The sequence below is a fragment of the Comamonas sp. FUJ_7 genome (assembly GCF_057369555.1).
The window spans coordinates 141,278-158,416 of sequence record NZ_JBXXZI010000006.1 but is presented as its reverse complement, the minus strand read 5'-3'; the positions used below and the strand labels follow the sequence as shown (position 1 = coordinate 158,416).

The window sequence follows — 17,139 nt, the reverse complement described above, 5'->3', positions numbered from 1 at the left end:
TGCCGCTTCCCCCTCTCTGCTTTGCGGAGGGAGACGATGCCTTCGCCGCGAGGCGGCTCTTGCTCGGCATCTCTGGTTTGGGCCAGTGTCAGCTTTGAAGATCGATACCTAATTTCATAGCTGGTAGCGCCATATATAAAAGGGTTTCAGATATTTTTATGTCTGAAACCCTTTATTCGTTAGCGTAAGCAGCTACTGTTTTTAAACATTCTCTTTGCCTCAACCCGTATTGCGCACGCCTGCGGCAATGCCGTTGATGGACAGGTGGATGCCGTTCTTGACCTTGTCGTCGGTCTGGCCGGCACGCCAGCGGCGCACCAGCTCGACCTGCAGGTGGTGCAGCGGGTCGATATACGGAAAGCGGTGGCGGATGGAGCGGGCCAGCGCGGAGTTGTGTGCCAGCCGTTCCTGATCACCCGTGATCTGGTTCAGCGCCTCCACCGTCTTCTGCCACTCGGCCTCAATCGCACCAAAGATGCGGCGACGCATGCGCGTGTCCGTCACCAGCTCGCTATAGCGCGAGGCCAGATTCAAATCGCTCTTGGCCAGCACCATGTCCATGTTCGACAGCAGCGTCCGGAAGAACGGCCACTGGCGGTACATCTTCTGCAGCAGCGCCAGCTGCGCCTTAGCATCCTTGCCCGGGCGGTGGATGAAGGCCTGGATCGCCGAGCCAAAGCCATACCAGCCCGGCAGCGTCAGGCGGCATTGCCCCCAGCTGAAGCCCCAGGGAATGGCGCGCAAATCTTCGATGGCCTGCGTGGCCTTGCGCGATGCGGGGCGCGAGCCAATGTTCAGCTCGGCGATTTCGCGAATCGGCGTGCTGCTGAAAAAGTAATTGGTAAAGCCCGGCGTCTCATAGACCAACGCGCGATAAGCCTTCATGCTGGCTTCGGACAAAAAGGCTGCAGCCTCCAGATAGGCCTTGGTCGCTGGCTTGGTGGGCTGCAGCAGCGTGGCTTCCAGCGTGGCAGCGACCAGGGTTTCCAAGTTACGGCGACCAATTTCTGGGTTGGCGTATTTGGAGGCAATGACCTCGCCCTGCTCGGTCAGACGAATCTGGCCGCGCACCGTACCTGGGGGCTGGGCCAGAATGGCCTGGTAGCTAGGGCCACCGCCACGCCCCACGGTGCCGCCGCGGCCATGGAACATGCGCAGGCGAATGCCGAAGTGATCGGCCAGATCATCAAACAGTTCGACCAGCGCGATTTCCGCACGATACAGTTCCCAGTTGCTGGTGAAGATGCCGCCGTCCTTGTTGCTGTCGCTATAGCCCAGCATGATGTCCTGCTCACCACCGCTTTTCTTGACCAGCTCGGTAATGCCGGGCAACTGGTAGTAGCGGCGCATGATGGGCTCGGCGTTGCGCAGATCCTCAATGGTCTCGAACAGCGGCACCACGATCAGATCGCACTGCGCGCCATCTTGCAGCGTGCCACGCATCAGGCCCACCTCTTTTTGCAGCAGCAGCACTTCCAGCAAGTCGCTGACGGTCTCGGTGTGGCTGATGATGCAGTGGCGTATGGCTTCTGCGCCCTGGCGCTCACGCAGGCGCTTGGCAGTCTCGAAAATCGCCAGCTCACTGCGTGTGTGCTCGCTGTAGTCCGCCCCCATCACCCGCAAGGGACGGGCATCTTCAAGCAAGCGCACCAGCAAGGCACATTTGGCGTCTTCCTCCAGGTCGCTGTAATTGAGCTCCACCTTGGCGGCGGCCATCAACTCACGCACCACCTCTTCGTATTTCTCCGAACTCTGGCGCAAATCCACGGTGGCCAGATAAAAGCCGAACACCTGCACCGCCCGGATCAAAGGCCGCAGGCGCTGGGGCGCCAGCGCATCACCGTGGTAGCGCGAGAGCGAGTCGTCAATGATTTGCAGGTCGGCCAGAAACTCCTGGGCTGAAGCGTAGGCATTTTGCGGCACCACCGCATGGCGCGCGGCCTCACCGCCCGTCAACTGCTTGAGCGTGGCTGCCAGCCGGGCATAGATACCGGTCAGGGCGCGCCGATAAGGCTCGTCGCTACGGTGCACATTGTGGTCTGGGGATGCATCGGCCAGCGCCTGCATCTCGGGCGTGATATTCACCAGATTGGCGGACAGCGACAGCTCGCCCCCCAGATAGTGCACCTCGCGCAGATAGTGGCGCAGCGCCATGTCGGCCTGACGCGAAAGGGCCAGCTCCAGGCTTTCGGCGGTCACAAAGGGGTTGCCGTCGCGGTCGCCGCCAATCCATTGGCCCATGCGCAAAAAGCTCTGCTCGGGCAGCTTCTCACCCAGCTCCTGCTCAAGCTGCTCGTAGATCTTGGGAATCTCATGCAGGAATGTGGCCTCGTAATAAGACAGGGAGTTTTCGATCTCGTCGGCCACCGTCAGCTTGGAGTGGCGCAGCAGCCGGGTCTGCCACAGCTGGGCCACGCAGGCACGCAGCTGTGCTTCCACCCGCGCCAGCTCACGCGGTGTCAGCGCATCCTTGGCGCTGTTGTAGAGCTGGGCCCGCATCAAAATGTCGTCGCGCTCGGCCAGCAGCTGCGCAATGCGGCGCTCGGCCGTCAGAATGCTCTGGCGCTGCACCTCGGTCGGGTGCGCCGTGAGCACGGGCGAGATGAAGCTGTTGGCCAAGGTCTTGGCCACGGTGGCCGACGAAATACCGGCCCAGCGCAAGCGCGCCAGTGCCACCTCGATGCTGCCTTCCTGCGTATTGCCGGCACGTTCGTGCACGGCGCGGCGGCGGATGTGGTGACGGTCTTCGGCCAGATTGGCCAGATGCGAGAAATAGGTGAAGGCGCGGATCACGCTGACCGTCTGGTCGCTGGACAGTCCCTTGAGCAGCTTCTTGAGGGCCTTGTCCGCCGCCTCGTCGGCGTCGCGGCGAAAAGCGACCGAGAGCTGGCGCACCTGCTCCACCAGCTCATAGGCCTGCGCACCCTCCTGCTCGCGAATCACATCCCCCAGAATGCGCCCCAGCAGCCGTATATCCTCGATCAGCGGCAGATCCTTGTCGATCTTGCGTACCGACTTCTCCGCATTCTTGTCTGCATGTGCGGCACTCTTGGGGCTGGCGGAAGGCATCGACTATTCTCCTTGGGCACTGTGTAAGGCAACTTGCCATGCTAGCATTCCCCGTTACCCGTCAGATACAGCGCCAGCCATGAATTCCCCATCGTCCACACCCGCCTCCATCACCATTGCCACACGCGAAAGCCAATTGGCCATGTGGCAGGCCGAGCATGTGCAGGCCATTCTGCGCAGCCGTGGTCATGCGGTGCAACTGCTGGGCATGACCACCAAGGGTGACCAGATTCTGGACCGTGCCCTGTCCAAGGTCGGCGGCAAGGGCCTGTTCGTCAAGGAGCTGGAAGTCGCCCTGGAAGAAGGCCGTGCAGACCTGGCCGTGCACTCCCTGAAGGACGTTCCCATGGAGCTGCCCGAAGGCTTTGTGCTGGCCTGCGTGATGACCCGCGAAGATCCGCGCGACGCCTTTGTCTCTAATAAGTATGCAAGTCTGGACGAGCTGCCTCAGGGGGCCGTGGTAGGCACCTCCAGCCTGCGCCGTCAGGCCCTGCTTCATGCCCTGCGCCCCGATCTCAAGATTGAAGCACTGCGCGGCAACGTCAACACCCGCTTGCGCAAGCTCGATGAAGGCCAGTACGACGCCATCGTGCTGGCAGCGGCCGGATTGATGCGCTTGGAGATGAGCGACCGCATCCGCGCCAAGTTTGATCCAGCCAAGATGCTGCCCGCCGCAGGTCAGGGCGCTCTAGGCATAGAGGTGCGAGCCGACCGCCAGGACATCATTGATGCCCTGGCACCGCTGGCCCACATGCCTACTTGGCTGATCGTCACGGCCGAGCGCGCCGTCAGCCGCTGCATGGGTGGCAGTTGCTCCATGCCGCTGGCAGCATTCGGCCGTTTCGAAGGTGACACCCTGCACATGGATGCAGCCTGGGGCGATCTGGAAGGCGACAAGGGTCTTGTGCGAGTACAGGCCAGCGCCACCGTCACCGACTTTGCCAGCGCCAATGCGCTGGGCGAGATGCTGGCAGCCCAGCTGCAAGCCGCCGGCGCCGTACCCGCCGCCCTTAAACAAGCCTGAGCCTGTTCTGCCATGCGCCGCATTCTGGTCACACGCCCTTTGCATGATGCAAAGACGTGGGTAGAGGCTTTTCGCGCCCATGGCCTGCAGGCCGAGGCTTTGCCGCTCATGGCCATAGGCCCTTGCACTGATGCAGCGGCACAAGCAGCGCTGGCAAGCGCTCGCCAGCGCGCACTGCAACCCGGCCACTATCGGGCCGTGATGTTTGTCAGCGGCAATGCCGTGCAGCATTTTTTTGCATCAAATAACCCTAAAACAATTGATAGCAAAGCGCTTCTAGCTACTGATATCAGAGCATGGACTCCCGGCCCTGGCACGGAGAGCGCCTTGCTGCAAGCGGGCCTGCCATCAGCGCAAATCGACGGTCCCTCGCCCGATGCTTCGCAGTTCGAGTCCGAATCTCTGTGGCAGAACGTGCATGACCAAGTTCGAGCCGGCGACCGTGTACTCATCGTTCGTGGAGCCAGCCCTGCTGGTAGCCCCGCTTACTCCAGCAGCGCCAGCACCACCGCCGCCCTTCAGGGCGCGGGGCGCGACTGGTTGGCCGCCAAGCTGCGCGAAGCCGGCGCCGAAGTAGAGCTGCTGGCGGTGTATGAGCGCCAGCTTCCTGCCTGGACGCCGCACCAGCACGATCTGGCACGGCAGGCGGCCAGCGACGGCAGTCTCTGGCTGTTCAGCAGCTCGGAAGCTGTTGCCAACCTGCAACAGCTTCTGCCCCGGCAGCAATGGACACAAGGGTTTGCGCTCACTACCCATGAACGCATTGCAAACAAAGCACGTTCTGCCGGGTTTGGTCGGATTCTTCACAGTCGCCCAAGTCTGAAAGACGTGGTGGCGTCTATAGAATCAGCGCTATGAGCTCTGATGCCATTCCCCACGCAGAAATCCCTTCCGCCGCCACACCTCCCAGCCCGGAGCAATCCACCGCAGCACGCCCCAGCAAGGGAGCACCGGCAGCGCTGGTTCTGACGCTGGGTGCCGTGGCTATTGCCGCCCTCGTGGCCTGCGGCATGCTGTGGCAGCGTGTGGGCAATATGCAAGAGCAGCTGGCGCGCCAGTCAGCCCAGTCCGGTGCTCAGGCCGTAGAGGCTCGCACCTTGGCCAAGGATGCACAGGATCTGGCCCGCGACAGCGCTGCCCGGGTTTCCGTGATGGAGGCGCGTGTCAGCGAGCTGAACCTGCAGCGTAATCAGCTCGAAGAGCTGATGCAGAGCATGTCCCGCTCGCGCGATGAAAACCTGGTCGCCGATATCGAGTCCGCGGTGCGCATGGCTCAGCAGCAAGCCGAATTCTCGGGCAGCCTGCAGCCTCTGGTCGCCACACTCAAGTCCGCCCAGAAACGGGTGGAGAGCACGGCCCAGCCACGTCTGGCTCCAGTGATCCGAGCCATTGAAATGGATCTGGATCGGCTCTCCCGCATGAGCGTGACCGACACCAAAGGGGTTCTCAGCCGCATCGAAGACTTGATTCGTCAAGTCGATGATCTGGCACTTATCAATGAAGTGGGCAGGCCGCGCTCACGGGATATACAGTCGCTCAAGACGGCCCCTCCCTCTTCTGCCGACGCGCCGGCAGAGTCCTCGCCAGCGCAATGGGCCTGGTGGCAAGGCCAGGGCCTGCGTGCCTGGGAAGCCTTCAAGGACGGCGCATCCGATCTGGTGCGCGTGCGCCGCATAGATCACCCCGAAGTGGCGCTGTTGGCGCCCGAGCAAGGCTATTTCCTGCGTGAAAACCTCAAGCTGCAGCTGCTCAACGCCCGCCTTGCCTTGCTATCGCGCCAATGGAGTTCTGCGCGAGCCGACCTCAGCGCTGCCGGGGCACTGCTTAACAAGTACTTTGACACGCGATCCCGCCGCACCCAGATTGCACTAGCCCAGCTGCAGCAGATTCAGGCCAACCTGCACTCAGGTGAGCGCGTGCAACTGGATGACACCTTGAACGCGCTGAGTACTGCGGCGGCTGGCCGCTGAATCGGGGAGGACACATCAAATGCGTGCAGCCCTGTGGCTCATTGGCTTGTTTGCCGTGGCGGTGGCCTTGGCTTTGTTTGCAGGCAACAACCAAAGCACCGTGACCTGGTTTTGGTCCCCTTACCGGGTGGACATGTCGCTCAACCTGGCGCTGGTTCTACTCTTCTTGCTGTTTGCCCTTATTTATTTCGCGCTGCGCGCGCTCAGTGCGCTGCTGCAGATGCCGCACCAGGCACGCCGGTGGCGCATTCAGCAGCGCGAGCGCAGCATGAACCAGTGCTTGCTCGAATCGCTCTCTCATCTGCAGGCAGGTCGCTTTCTGCGTGCCCGCAAGGCTGCGCTCACGGCGCTCTCCTCCGAGCAGGCCCTGCGCGAAGCCAAGGCGGGCCTGCCTTACGGTGAACGTCTGAGCGCCACGGCCCACCTCATTGCCGCAGATGCCTCTCACGCACTGCAGGACACCGCCCTGCGCGACAAGCATTGGCAAAAGGCACTGGATGCATTGCCTGAGCCAGGCAGCACGCAGGATGCCGAGATCCGCGAAGGCGCGCAAATGCGTGCCGCCCGCTGGGCACTGGATGACCGTGATGCCGCAGAATCCATTCGCCGCCTGGGCGAGCTGCCTCAGGGCGCGGCTCGCCGCACCATTGCCTTGCGCATCAAGCTCAAGGCGGCCCGTCTGGCCGGAGAGACGCAGGTTGCACTCGACACCGCGCGGCTACTCGCCAAGCACCGCGCTTTTTCTCCCGCCGCCTCGGCCAGCGTGGTGCGCGGCTTGCTCTTGGCCAGCATTCGCGACGCCCGCGACACTTCTTCGCTGCAGCAATTCTGGCTGTCCCTGGAAGGGGAAGAGCGAGCCATGCCAGAAGTCGCCATCCCGGCAACAGAGCGCCTCATCGAGCTGGGCGGCGATGCCGGTCAGGCCCGTGCATGGCTGCTGCCGGTCTGGGAGCACTTGCTGGCGCAGCCCAGTCCCCGCACCGAAATCCATTTACCCAAGCTGGTGCAGGTCCTGCAGTCCTGCCTGGGCAAGCTCGATGCTGCCTGGCTGGCCCGTATGGAGGCTGCTGCCAACGCCAACCCACGCGAGCCACGCCTGCAGTACCTGGCTGGCATGGCTTGCGTGCAGCGCGAGCTGTGGGGCAAGGCACAGCAATTGCTGACCCGCGCCGCCCCCTTGCTGCAAGACCCGCAACTGCGCACCCGCGCCTGGCAGCGCCTGGCGCTGATGGCAGAGCACCGTGGCGACATGGAAGCATCGGCTATTGCCTGGAAGCTGGCTGCCCAATCCCTGGTGGTATTGCCTGACAACCCGGCACGTGAGGAATAGCAGCTGCACTCGCTTGAATACGCGGTATTTAGCCCCGCCCTCCACTGAGAGGCCGGGGCTTTTTTGCGCCGCCGCCGTTTATCCATTCAGCTTTTTTGAATTGAGACCTCAATCCCGCTGAACCTTTTTGCATTCACCGCTTCATACACTGCATATCAGTTTCAGCGAACCCAGCTCGCCCCATATTTTCTGATTGCCGTTTCCATGAAGCCCAACTCGCGCTATACCGGCCCTGCCATCGCCCTGCACTGGGTACTGGCCGCCGCGCTGATAGGCATCTTTGCCTTTGGCCTTTACATGACAGGCCTGCCTTTCTCGCCTGCACGTCTGAAATATTTCAACTGGCACAAATGGGCCGGCATGACGATTCTGATTCTGTCGGTGCTGCGTCTGGTCTGGCGTATTACCCACCGCCCACCAGAGCTGCCCGAAGCGGTTACCCGCAGCATGCCTGGCTGGCAGCGCGTGGCGCACCATGGCGTGCATCACCTGATGTATGCGCTGTTCTTTGCCATTCCTCTGGTGGGCTGGATGTACAGCTCGGCAGCGGGCTTTCCCATCGTGCTGTTTGGACAGCTGCCCCTGCCCGACCTGGTGAGCAAGAGCCCTGAGCTGGCCGAAGCCCTTAAGCCCTGGCATGGCTATCTGGCCTATGCGCTGGCCGCGCTGGTGGTGATGCATATTGCCGCTGTCATCAAGCACCAGCTCATTGATCGCGACGGTCTGCTGTCGCGCATGATGCCGAGGAAATAACGCCCCCCTGAGGCGCTTTGCGCCTTCCCCCGGAGGGGAACAACGCCTTCGCCGCGAGGCGGCCCTTGCTTGCTGCCTCTCACCTCAGAGTTCGCCAGTTTTTGAATTTCTCTCCCTACGTTCACAGGATGTTTTGTATGAAAGCGTTTTTCACTACCGCCCTGATTGTTACCGCCTTCATGGGCACGGCCGCTCAAGCTGCTCAGGCTCTGGTGCCCGCCCAGAGCGCCGTCAACTTCGAAGCCAAGCAGATGGGCGTTCCTCTCAAGGGCCACTTCAAGAAGTTTGACGCCCAGATTGCCTTTGACGCCGCCAAGCCCGAAACCAGCAAGATCCACTTCACCATCGACACCGGCAGCGCCACCATGGGCGCCAAGGAAACCGATGCCGAGCTGCCTAAGGCTGACTGGTTCAATGTCGCCAAGTTTCCCCAGGCCACGTTTGCCTCCAGCGCTGTCAAGGCACTGGGCGGCGGCAAGTACCAGGTGGACGGCACGCTGACCATCAAGGGCAATGCACAGAAAGTGAGCCTGCCGGTGACGCTGACTCAGTCCGGCGCCACCACCACCGCTAGTGGCACCCTGCCCCTGAAGCGCCTGACCTTCAAGATCGGCGATGGCGACTGGAAGGACACTTCCATGGTGGCCGATGAAGTCACCGTGCAATTCAAGCTGGCGTTGACCGGCGTGGGAAAAATTTAAGTCTTTTCCGGCTACAGCGCTTTATACATAAGCACTGGTAGCTCATATTTTGATAGTTTCAACCCCTGAAGGAGTTTTCACCATGCGTTCCACTTTGTTCGCCCTGACCGCGGCTTCCCTGTTTGCCACTGCTGCTCAGGCAGCCCCAGCCACTTACGCCCTCGATCCCACGCACACGTTTGCAACGTTCGAGATCGACCACTTTGGCGCTTCGACCAACCGCGTGCGCTTTGACAAGAAAAGCGGCACCGTCGAATTTGACAAGGCCGCCAAGACGGGCAAGGTGGAAGTGACTCTGGACATGACTTCGGTGAACTCCGGCACACCATCCTTCAACAAGCACCTGCAAAGCGCCGACATCTTCAACGTGGAGAAATTCCCCGAAGCCAAGTTTGTCTCCGACAAGTTTGTGTTTGATGGCGACAAGCTCAAGGAAGTCACCGGCCAGCTGACCATGATGGGCAAGACCGCCCCCATGACCATCAAGGCCCACAAATTCACCTGCTATGAAAGCCCCATGCTGCAAAAGCGTGAAGTCTGCGGCGGCGACTTCGAAGCCACCATCGACCGCACCCAGTGGGGCGTGAACTATGGCATCCCCTACGGCTTCCCCAAGGAAGTGCGTCTGGTGATGTCCATCGAAGCTGTGAAGCAGTAATTAACTTAACGACTCTCGAGCAGAGTCCTGCGGGACTCACTCTTTGGCCCAGTCCGTGCAAACGGCCTGGGCTTTTTAGCATCAGTTTCCAGCCTTGAGTCAATTCCCCTTCAGTCCTAAAATTCACTTTAGGTTAATTAATTACGAATAGTAGAATCAATTCATTCTCAAAATTCAAGGAGACATTGCATGAACCAAGCCGCCCCCACCCCGGTTTACTCCCAGCCTCGACGCGTGGACATGAGCCAGCTGCCCGCGCCTGCGGCCGTTCAACAGTTGCACCACTACGCCTACAAGGCCAAGGATGCGGAAGAGACCCGCCACTTCTACGAAGACATCCTGGGTCTGCCGCTCTATCACATCATTCAGAGCGACTACGTGCCCTCCACGGGTGAGTACTGCCCTTACACCCACTTTTTCTTTCGCCTCAAAGACGGCTCTTTCATCGCTTTTTTTGACATTGGCGATGACGAGGCTGCCCTGCCCTCGCCCAACACACCGCTCTGGATCAACCACATCGCCTTTCGCGTGGACTCCGTGCAGGAGCTGGAGAACACCAAGGCCCGCCTGCAAGCCTGCGGCGTGGAAGTGCTGGGCGTGACCGATCACCACATCTTCAAGAGCATTTACTTCTTTGACCCCAATGGCATCCGCCTGGAGCTGAGTGCACAACTGGCCGATGCCGTGCAAATGGAAAAAGACAGCACCACCGCACATGCCCGCCTGAACGAGTGGACGGCACGCAAAGAGCAGTGGCGCAAGGAGCGCGCCGAGGGCAAGACCAATGCGACGCTCAAGCCTCAGAGCAATGACCGGCCGGAATTTATCCCCACCCCCTGAGCGGCTTCGCCGCTTCCCCCTCTCCCTCTGGGAGGGGACGACGCCTTCGCTGGGGGAGCGGACGTTGCTCGGTGTTTCTGGCTTGAGTCATGCTTATTCAAACGCTGCTTTATTAATTTGATAGCTGTCAGCTCTTGATAAATAAGCCCAAGAGGGCGAAATAAGGCCTACCGTGCCCATCAGCGGATCGGATCGCTAAAATCATTGGCAATCCGTCCTAATGTCTATGAAGACGGCATCCAGACCACTGGGTGCCGTTTTCGTTTCAAGAATTCTTTGCCACGCAGCCATGAGCGACACCACTTCCGCATCGGTTTCACAGCCCGGCCTCGACAGCCTCTCCAAGTCTTTTGAACCTGCTTCCATCGAAGCCCATTGGGGCCCCGAGTGGGAAAAGCGCGGCTACGGCAATGCCGGCTATCGCGGCACAGGCGTGCCCAGCGCTGAGGCGACCGCAGCGGGCAACAACTTCTCCATCCAGCTGCCTCCCCCCAATGTGACCGGCACGCTACACATGGGCCACGCGTTCAACCAGACCATCATGGACTCGCTGACGCGCTACCACCGCATGAAGGGCTACAACACAGCCTGGATTCCCGGCACCGACCACGCCGGCATCGCCACCCAGATCGTGGTGGAGCGCCAATTGCAGACGCAGGGCGTGAGCCGCTATGACCTGGGCCGTGACGAGTTCACCAAGAAGGTCTGGGAGTGGAAGGAAAAGTCCGGCAACACCATCACCACGCAAATGCGCCGCATGGGCGACACCGTGGACTGGAGCCGCGAGTACTTCACCATGGACGACAAGCTGTCCAAGGTCGTGACCGAAACCTTTGTGAAGCTCTACCAGCAAGGCCTGATCTACCGCGGCAAGCGTCTGGTGAACTGGGACCCCGTGCTGCAATCGGCCGTGTCTGACCTGGAAGTCGAGAACCAGGAGAAAGACGGTTCGCTCTGGCATATCGCCTACCCACTGACCAGCGGCCAAGGCAATCTGGTCGTAGCTACTACCCGCCCCGAAACCATGCTGGGCGACGTGGCCGTGATGGTCCACCCCGAGGATGAGCGTTACAAGCACCTGATCGGCCAGACCGTGAAGCTGCCACTGGTGGGCCGCGAGATCCCCATCATTGCCGACGAGTACGTGGACAAGGAATTCGGCACTGGCGTGGTGAAGGTCACGCCTGCCCACGACCAGAACGACTACCAGGTGGGGCAGCGCCACAAGCTGCCCATGATCACGGTGCTGACGCTGACCGCCAAGATCAACGACGAAGCGCCTGAAAAATATCGTGGCATGGACCGCTTTGTGGCCCGCAAGGCCATCGTGGCCGACCTGGAAGAGCTGGGCCTGATGGTCGAGATCAAGAAGCACAAGCTGATGGTGCCGATCTGTGACCGCACCGGTCAGGTGATCGAGCCCATGCTGACCGACCAGTGGTTCATCGCCATGAGCAAGGTCAGCGAGCAAGACCCCACTGGCAAGTCCATCGCCCAGAAGGCCATCGACGCAGTGGCCAATGGCGACGTGACCTTTGTGCCCGAGAACTGGGTCAACACCTATAACCAGTGGATGAACAACATTCAGGACTGGTGCATCTCGCGTCAGCTGTGGTGGGGCCACCAGATTCCCGCCTGGTACGACGAAGAAGGCAATATCTACGTCGCCAAGAACGAAGCCGAAGCCCAGGCTCAAGCCCCCGGCAAGACACTGCGCCGCGACGAAGACGTGCTGGACACCTGGTATTCCTCGGCCATGGTTCCGTTCTCCACCATGGGCTGGCCTGAGCAAGGCAATGCTGCCGATGATGATTACAACCTCTACCTGCCCTCTTCGGTGCTGGTCACAGGCTACGACATCATCTTCTTCTGGGTGGCACGCATGATCATGATGACCACGCACTTCACCGGTCGCGTGCCGTTCAAGCATGTCTACATCCACGGCCTGGTGCGCGATGCACAAGGCAAGAAGATGTCCAAATCCGAAGGCAATGTGCTGGACCCGGTCGACCTGATCGACGGCATCTCGCTGGAGCCCCTGCTCGAAAAGCGCACCACCGGCCTGCGCAAGCCCGAGACAGCACCCCAGGTGAAGAAGAACACGCAAAAGGAATTTCCTGAAGGCATTCCCGCCTACGGCGCGGACGCACTGCGCTTCACCTTTGCCGCACTGGCCTCGCTGGGTCGCAGCATCAACTTCGACAGCAAGCGCTGCGAGGGCTACCGCAACTTCTGCAACAAGCTCTGGAACGCCAGCCGCTTTGTGCTGATGAACTGCGAAGGCCATGACTGCGGCCTGAAGGAACACACCAAGGAACAGTGCCAGCCGGGTGGCGAGTTTGAAGGCTATATGCACTTCAGCCAACCCGACCGCTGGATCACCTCGCAGCTGCAGAAAGTCGAAGCCGAAGTGGCCAAGGGCTTTGCCGAGTTCCGCCTCGACAACGTGGCCAATGCCATCTACGACTTCGTCTGGAACGAGTTCTGCGACTGGTACCTGGAAATCGCCAAGGTGCAGATCCAGACCGCAACACAGGCTGGTAATGAAGCGCAGCAGCGCGCCACACGCCGCACGCTGATCCGCACGCTGGAAGCCATCCTGCGTCTGGCCCACCCCATCATTCCGTTTGTGACGGAAGAGCTGTGGCAGCAAGTGGCGCCGGTGGCTGGCCTCAAGGGCGACTCCATCGCCGTGGCCCGCTACCCCGAAGCCCAGCCCGCCAAGATTGATGAAGCCTCCATCGAGTATGTGGGCCGCATCAAGCAGATGGTCGATGCCTGCCGCGCCCTGCGTGGCGAGATGGGCGTCTCTCCCGCCCAGCGCCTGCCGCTGCTGGCCATTGCCGGCTCCGCCGAAGGTGGTGAGTTCCTGCGCGCCAATGCGGCTGTGCTGAAGAACCTGGCCAAGCTCAGCGAAGTCAAGGTGTTTGACGACGAAGCAGCCTGGGCCGCCGAAGCACAGCACTCGCCCGTCTCCGTGGTGGGCGATGCCCGTATGGCCCTGTTCGTGGAAATCGACGTGGCTGCTGAAAAGGCACGCCTGTCCAAGGAAGCCAAGCGTCTGGAAGGCGAAATCAACAAGGCCAATGGCAAGCTAAGCAACGAAGCCTTTTGCGCCAAGGCCCCCGCAGCCGTGCTGGAGCAGGAGCGCAAGCGCCTGGCCGACTTTGGCGCCACATTGACTCGTATCAACGAGCAACTGGCTCGCCTTGGCTAATCCCTAGTAAACTTTGGCGAACATAAGGCGCAGGCAACTGCGCCTTTTTTCCATCCAGAAACGATAAGCACGATCAACACATGAGCAATCAAACCCGCGTCCGCAAAGCCGTTTTCCCCGTTGCAGGCTTGGGCACCCGCTTTTTGCCCGCGACCAAGGCGTCCCCCAAGGAGATGCTGCCCGTGGTGGACAAGCCTTTGATCCAGTACGCCGTGGAAGAGGCCTACGAGGCAGGCATCCGTGACATGGTTTTCGTAACCGGCCGCAGCAAGCGCGCCATCGAAGACCATTTCGATACCTCTTACGAGCTGGAAAACGAGCTGGAGAACGCCGGCAAACACGCCATGCTGGACTTGGTACGCAGCGTCAGCCCGGTAGATATGAACTGCCTGTTCGTACGCCAGCCCCGCTCTCTGGGCCTGGGCCATGCCGTGCTGTGCGCCGAGCCTCTGGTCGGCAATGAGCCATTCGCCGTGATTCTGGCTGATGATCTGATGACCGGTGAAGCAGGTGGGCCCGGTGTTATGGCTCAGATGACTGCCGCCTTCCAGAAGCAAGGCCGCTCTCTGCTGGCCGTGCAGGAAGTGCCTCTGGAGCACACCAAGCGCTACGGTATCGTCAAGGGCGAAGCCGCAGGCGGCCCTCTGATGCGCATTGACGAGATCGTGGAAAAGCCCGCCCCTGAAGTTGCTCCTTCGCGCATGGGCGTGGCCGGCCGCTATGTGCTGACACCAGCGATTTTTGACGAGATTCGCAACCAGCCCAAGGGCGTGGGCGGTGAGATTCAGCTGACCGATGCCATCGAACGCCTGATGGCACATGAAGCCGTTTACGCCTTCCAGTACGCTGGCAAACGCTATGACTGCGGCAGCAAGGAAGGCTTCTTGCAAGCCACGGTGGAGCTGGCACTGCAGCACCCCGATGTGGGCGAGAGCTTTCGCGATTACCTCAAAACTCTGAGCATCTGACGCAAGCCAGTGCTTGATTTCAAAGATAAAAGGCCTGCAATTGCAGGCCTTTTATACGCTATCAGCTCTCAATTCAAGAGCATTTCAGTCTCAGCGACGTTTGAGGATATGGATGAACTCCTCACCCACCGTTTGCTGCTCGACCAACTCATTACCCGTCTGCTTGGCAAAGGCCTGAAAGTCGCGGATGGAGCCGGTATCGGTGGCCACCACCTTGAGCAGCTGACCGCTTTGCATGGCAGCCAGGGCCTTCTTGGCCTTGAGAATAGGCAACGGACAGTTCAGGCCGCGGGTATCGACTTCTTGATCTACTTGCATGGGAATCCTCTTTTGCAGGGATTGTAGGAAAGCCCGGCTTTGTCAGTGGCAGCGCGGTCTTTGCTCAATCGAGTCTGGGCGCCACCGTGAAGCGCGGATCTTCACTCCAATAACGCACAGGCCATTTGGCGGGATCCGGCTCCGGATTCTGCCCGGGACGAAAAGCGCCAAAACGCGGCTCAAAGCCCTTTTGCCTGACCCACTCCGCCAAGGCATAACCCGTGCCAGAAGGCCAGCACAGCGACTCTTCCGCCGTCTGCCAACGGTATTCCAGCAGCTCGGGGGACAGCCGAACATCCTCTGACTTGCCTTCCACGCGCACGTGGTAGGCGATCAGCACCTGATTCATGCGCAAAAACTCCGAGCAACACAACAGCCGCAAGGCTTTCACCCTCAGCCCGGTTTCCTCCATCACCTCGCGGCAAATACCGGCTTCGGGCGACTCACCCGCCTCCATAAAGCCGGTAATCAGGCCAAACACACCTTCTTGCCACAGGACATTGCGGGCAAGCAGCACCCTGCCGTCATCGCCCTCAACCACTGCAGCCAGCACAGGCGTCGGGTTTCCCCAATGCGTAAAACCGCAGCTCGGGCAACGCAGACGCTGCACCTCCCCACTGTCCTCCTGAGCGGCAATCCACTGCAACTCGGTTGCGCAGTTGGAGCAAAAGCGCACTTCATAAGCCATCAAGTTTCTCCAGAGCTTCTTGCTATCAAATGCGCGATCCCTTGCCAGAAACATCAAGCAAGGGCCGATTCGCAACAATGATGTAGCCCAATTTAGGGGGAAGCCGCGCAGCGGCTCAGGGGCCAAGTCAATTAAGCGGGGAAGACGCCCGTGGAGAGATAGCGATCGCCGCGGTCGCAAACGACAAACACAATGGTCGCGTTCTGTTCACGCTTAGCAATTTCCTGTGCAGCCCAAAGCGCTCCGGCAGCAGAAATACCCGCGAAGATGCCTTCTTCACGCGCCATGCGTCGGGCCATGTCTTCGGCATCATCCTGCGTCACATAGACCAGTTCATCGACCAGCGATGCGTCATAGATCTTGGGCAGGTATTCCTCGGGCCACTTGCGAATGCCGGGAATGCGCGAGCCTTCGGAAGGCTGAGCACCGATGATCTTGATATTGGGGTTCTTTTCCTTAAGGAACTTGGCCACGCCAGTAATCGTGCCGGTCGTCCCCATGGCGCTGACAAAGTGAGTGATCTCTCCACCCGTCTGCTCCCACAGTTCAGGCCCAGTCGTTTCATAGTGAGCACGAGGATTGTCGGGATTGGCAAACTGATCCAGCAGCACGCCTTTGCCCTGCGTCACCATCTGGTCGGCCAGATCGCGGGCATATTCCATGCCGCCACTCTTGGGCGTCAGAATCAGCTCGGCACCATAAGCCTTCATGGTCTGGGCACGCTCAATAGACAAGTCCTCGGGCATGATCAAAATCATGCGATAGCCCTTGATGGCAGCAGCCATGGCCAAGGCAATACCGGTGTTGCCCGATGTCGCCTCAATCAGTGCGTCGCCCGGTTTGATCTCGCCGCGCTCTTCAGCGCGCTGGATCATAGACAGCGCAGGCCGATCCTTGACGGAACCAGCCGGGTTGTTGCCTTCGAGCTTGCCCAGCACCACATTTCCACGTTCACGGTTTGCATCCGCGCCAATGCGTTGCAATGCCACCAGCGGCGTGTGACCGATAGCATGTTCGATGGTCAAATAATTTTTCATGCCCAATACTGTGCCATAATTCGGGTCTGCGTTAAGCGAAGCCCGGGTGGTGAAATTGGTAGACGCAGGGGACTCAAAATCCCCCGCCGCAAGGCGTGCCGGTTCGATTCCGGCCCCGGGCACCACATACCAAAAGCCGTTAAGTTCCAAAGACTTAACGGCTTTTTCTATGCTTATTCAAAGCTCATGCCTTGAGCAGTTAGGCGCAAAAATAAAAAAGCATTTGGCGCAAAGACCATTTCGCAAGAGATTCCTCTCGCTCTGTGAGCTCCTCAATCTCTCGCCTTGAGGCGCACCGCATATGCACAAATTCCGTCATTTCCCGTCACTTTTATTCACCCTGAATCTATAAGACCGAGTAACACTGGCGCGGCTTTGTACTGACTCGGCAGTCACGTCGAAATCGCTACGTTTAGCGCGCGGGCGAGGCGGGGTCTCGAGCGCGCGCTGAGGGGCTTGACCGCCTTGGCTGGCTGAGCTGCTGGCACCTCATGTGCTTCTTTCCCTCGCCCTTCCTCTCCTGCCTGCAGCCTGACTGGCAGGCAACAAAAAAGCCCCGCATGCGG

The 17,139-nt window shown here is 60.2% G+C and carries 14 protein-coding genes and 1 tRNA gene; 11 read left to right on the top strand and 4 right to left on the bottom strand.

Features of this window, described 5'->3' with window-relative positions; translation table 11 throughout:
* Window positions 1-219 precede the first annotated feature (219 nt).
* On the bottom strand, window positions 220-3,069 hold the full coding sequence (ppc, locus tag AC2I9W_RS10980; protein WP_486409999.1) for a phosphoenolpyruvate carboxylase: 2,850 nt from the start codon (window positions 3,067-3,069) through the stop codon (window positions 220-222).
* Between the two features lie 79 nt (window positions 3,070-3,148).
* Here ppc and hemC point away from each other — a divergent pair, with 79 nt between their 5' ends.
* The 10 genes from hemC (at window position 3,149) to galU (ending at window position 14,530) form a co-directional block, all read left to right on the top strand.
* Window positions 3,149-4,093 (top strand): hydroxymethylbilane synthase, encoded by a 945-nt coding sequence (hemC, locus tag AC2I9W_RS10975; protein ID WP_486409998.1) that lies wholly within the window; start codon window positions 3,149-3,151, stop codon window positions 4,091-4,093.
* Window positions 4,094-4,105: 12 nt separating this feature from the next.
* On the top strand, window positions 4,106-4,951 hold the full coding sequence (locus AC2I9W_RS10970) for a uroporphyrinogen-III synthase (protein WP_486409997.1): 846 nt from the start codon (window positions 4,106-4,108) through the stop codon (window positions 4,949-4,951).
* A complete protein-coding gene (locus AC2I9W_RS10965) occupies window positions 4,948-6,063 on the top strand; it encodes a uroporphyrinogen-III C-methyltransferase (RefSeq protein WP_486409996.1) in 1,116 nt (371 codons plus the stop codon). The genes AC2I9W_RS10970 and AC2I9W_RS10965 overlap by 4 nt, the downstream gene beginning before the upstream one ends.
* A 19-nt stretch (window positions 6,064-6,082) precedes the next feature.
* The gene (locus AC2I9W_RS10960) at window positions 6,083-7,393 is read left to right on the top strand and encodes a heme biosynthesis HemY N-terminal domain-containing protein (RefSeq protein ID WP_486409995.1); all 1,311 of its coding nucleotides are present in this window, start codon (window positions 6,083-6,085) and stop codon (window positions 7,391-7,393) included.
* Window positions 7,394-7,597: 204 nt separating this feature from the next.
* On the top strand, window positions 7,598-8,146 hold the full coding sequence (locus AC2I9W_RS10955; RefSeq protein WP_486409994.1) for a cytochrome b: 549 nt from the start codon (window positions 7,598-7,600) through the stop codon (window positions 8,144-8,146).
* A gap of 137 nt (window positions 8,147-8,283) precedes the next feature.
* Complete coding sequence (locus AC2I9W_RS10950) at window positions 8,284-8,847, top strand: YceI family protein (RefSeq protein WP_486409993.1); 564 nt, start codon at window positions 8,284-8,286, stop codon at window positions 8,845-8,847.
* Between the two features lie 82 nt (window positions 8,848-8,929).
* Window positions 8,930-9,505 carry a YceI family protein gene (locus AC2I9W_RS10945; protein ID WP_486409992.1) on the top strand — a complete coding sequence of 192 codons (576 nt, stop codon included), beginning with the start codon at window positions 8,930-8,932 and terminating at the stop codon, window positions 9,503-9,505.
* Between the two features lie 189 nt (window positions 9,506-9,694).
* The gene (locus tag AC2I9W_RS10940) at window positions 9,695-10,345 is read left to right on the top strand and encodes a VOC family protein (RefSeq protein ID WP_486409991.1); all 651 of its coding nucleotides are present in this window, start codon (window positions 9,695-9,697) and stop codon (window positions 10,343-10,345) included.
* A gap of 289 nt (window positions 10,346-10,634) precedes the next feature.
* A complete protein-coding gene (locus AC2I9W_RS10935) occupies window positions 10,635-13,562 on the top strand; it encodes a valine--tRNA ligase (RefSeq protein WP_486409990.1) in 2,928 nt (975 codons plus the stop codon).
* Window positions 13,563-13,642: 80 nt separating this feature from the next.
* A complete protein-coding gene (gene galU / locus AC2I9W_RS10930) occupies window positions 13,643-14,530 on the top strand; it encodes a UTP--glucose-1-phosphate uridylyltransferase GalU (protein WP_486409989.1) in 888 nt (295 codons plus the stop codon).
* A gap of 90 nt (window positions 14,531-14,620) precedes the next feature.
* Here the strand turns inward: galU and AC2I9W_RS10925 are convergent, their stop codons facing one another.
* The 3 genes from AC2I9W_RS10925 to cysM all read right to left on the bottom strand — a co-directional run bounded on the left by AC2I9W_RS10925 (window position 14,621) and on the right by cysM (window position 16,573).
* A complete protein-coding gene (locus tag AC2I9W_RS10925) occupies window positions 14,621-14,848 on the bottom strand; it encodes a sulfurtransferase TusA family protein (protein WP_158392771.1) in 228 nt (75 codons plus the stop codon).
* Window positions 14,849-14,912: 64 nt separating this feature from the next.
* Window positions 14,913-15,536 (bottom strand): NUDIX domain-containing protein, encoded by a 624-nt coding sequence (locus AC2I9W_RS10920; RefSeq protein ID WP_486409988.1) that lies wholly within the window; start codon window positions 15,534-15,536, stop codon window positions 14,913-14,915.
* Between the two features lie 131 nt (window positions 15,537-15,667).
* Entirely contained in the window at window positions 15,668-16,573 is a 906-nt protein-coding gene (cysM, locus tag AC2I9W_RS10915) for a cysteine synthase CysM (RefSeq protein ID WP_486409987.1), read from the bottom strand.
* A 40-nt stretch (window positions 16,574-16,613) separates the two neighbouring features.
* On the opposite strand from cysM, the gene AC2I9W_RS10910 reads away from it, so the two are divergent.
* Window positions 16,614-16,698 (top strand) — tRNA-Leu (locus AC2I9W_RS10910).
* Window positions 16,699-17,139: the final 441 nt, after the last annotated feature.

What these genes read in the sequence shown, in the direction of transcription:
- ppc (WP_486409999.1), bottom strand. Translation starts at nt 3,069, where the DNA reads ATGCCTTCCGCCAGCCCCAAGAGTGCCGCACATGCAGACAAGAATGCG.
- hemC (WP_486409998.1), top strand. Translation starts at nt 3,149, where the DNA reads ATGAATTCCCCATCGTCCACACCCGCCTCCATCACCATTGCCACACGC.
- AC2I9W_RS10970 (WP_486409997.1), top strand. Translation starts at nt 4,106, where the DNA reads ATGCGCCGCATTCTGGTCACACGCCCTTTGCATGATGCAAAGACGTGG.
- AC2I9W_RS10965 (WP_486409996.1), top strand. Translation starts at nt 4,948, where the DNA reads ATGAGCTCTGATGCCATTCCCCACGCAGAAATCCCTTCCGCCGCCACA.
- AC2I9W_RS10960 (WP_486409995.1), top strand. Translation starts at nt 6,083, where the DNA reads ATGCGTGCAGCCCTGTGGCTCATTGGCTTGTTTGCCGTGGCGGTGGCC.
- AC2I9W_RS10955 (WP_486409994.1), top strand. Translation starts at nt 7,598, where the DNA reads ATGAAGCCCAACTCGCGCTATACCGGCCCTGCCATCGCCCTGCACTGG.
- AC2I9W_RS10950 (WP_486409993.1), top strand. Translation starts at nt 8,284, where the DNA reads ATGAAAGCGTTTTTCACTACCGCCCTGATTGTTACCGCCTTCATGGGC.
- AC2I9W_RS10945 (WP_486409992.1), top strand. Translation starts at nt 8,930, where the DNA reads ATGCGTTCCACTTTGTTCGCCCTGACCGCGGCTTCCCTGTTTGCCACT.
- AC2I9W_RS10940 (WP_486409991.1), top strand. Translation starts at nt 9,695, where the DNA reads ATGAACCAAGCCGCCCCCACCCCGGTTTACTCCCAGCCTCGACGCGTG.
- AC2I9W_RS10935 (WP_486409990.1), top strand. Translation starts at nt 10,635, where the DNA reads ATGAGCGACACCACTTCCGCATCGGTTTCACAGCCCGGCCTCGACAGC.
- galU (WP_486409989.1), top strand. Translation starts at nt 13,643, where the DNA reads ATGAGCAATCAAACCCGCGTCCGCAAAGCCGTTTTCCCCGTTGCAGGC.
- AC2I9W_RS10925 (WP_158392771.1), bottom strand. Translation starts at nt 14,848, where the DNA reads ATGCAAGTAGATCAAGAAGTCGATACCCGCGGCCTGAACTGTCCGTTG.
- AC2I9W_RS10920 (WP_486409988.1), bottom strand. Translation starts at nt 15,536, where the DNA reads ATGGCTTATGAAGTGCGCTTTTGCTCCAACTGCGCAACCGAGTTGCAG.
- cysM (WP_486409987.1), bottom strand. Translation starts at nt 16,573, where the DNA reads ATGAAAAATTATTTGACCATCGAACATGCTATCGGTCACACGCCGCTG.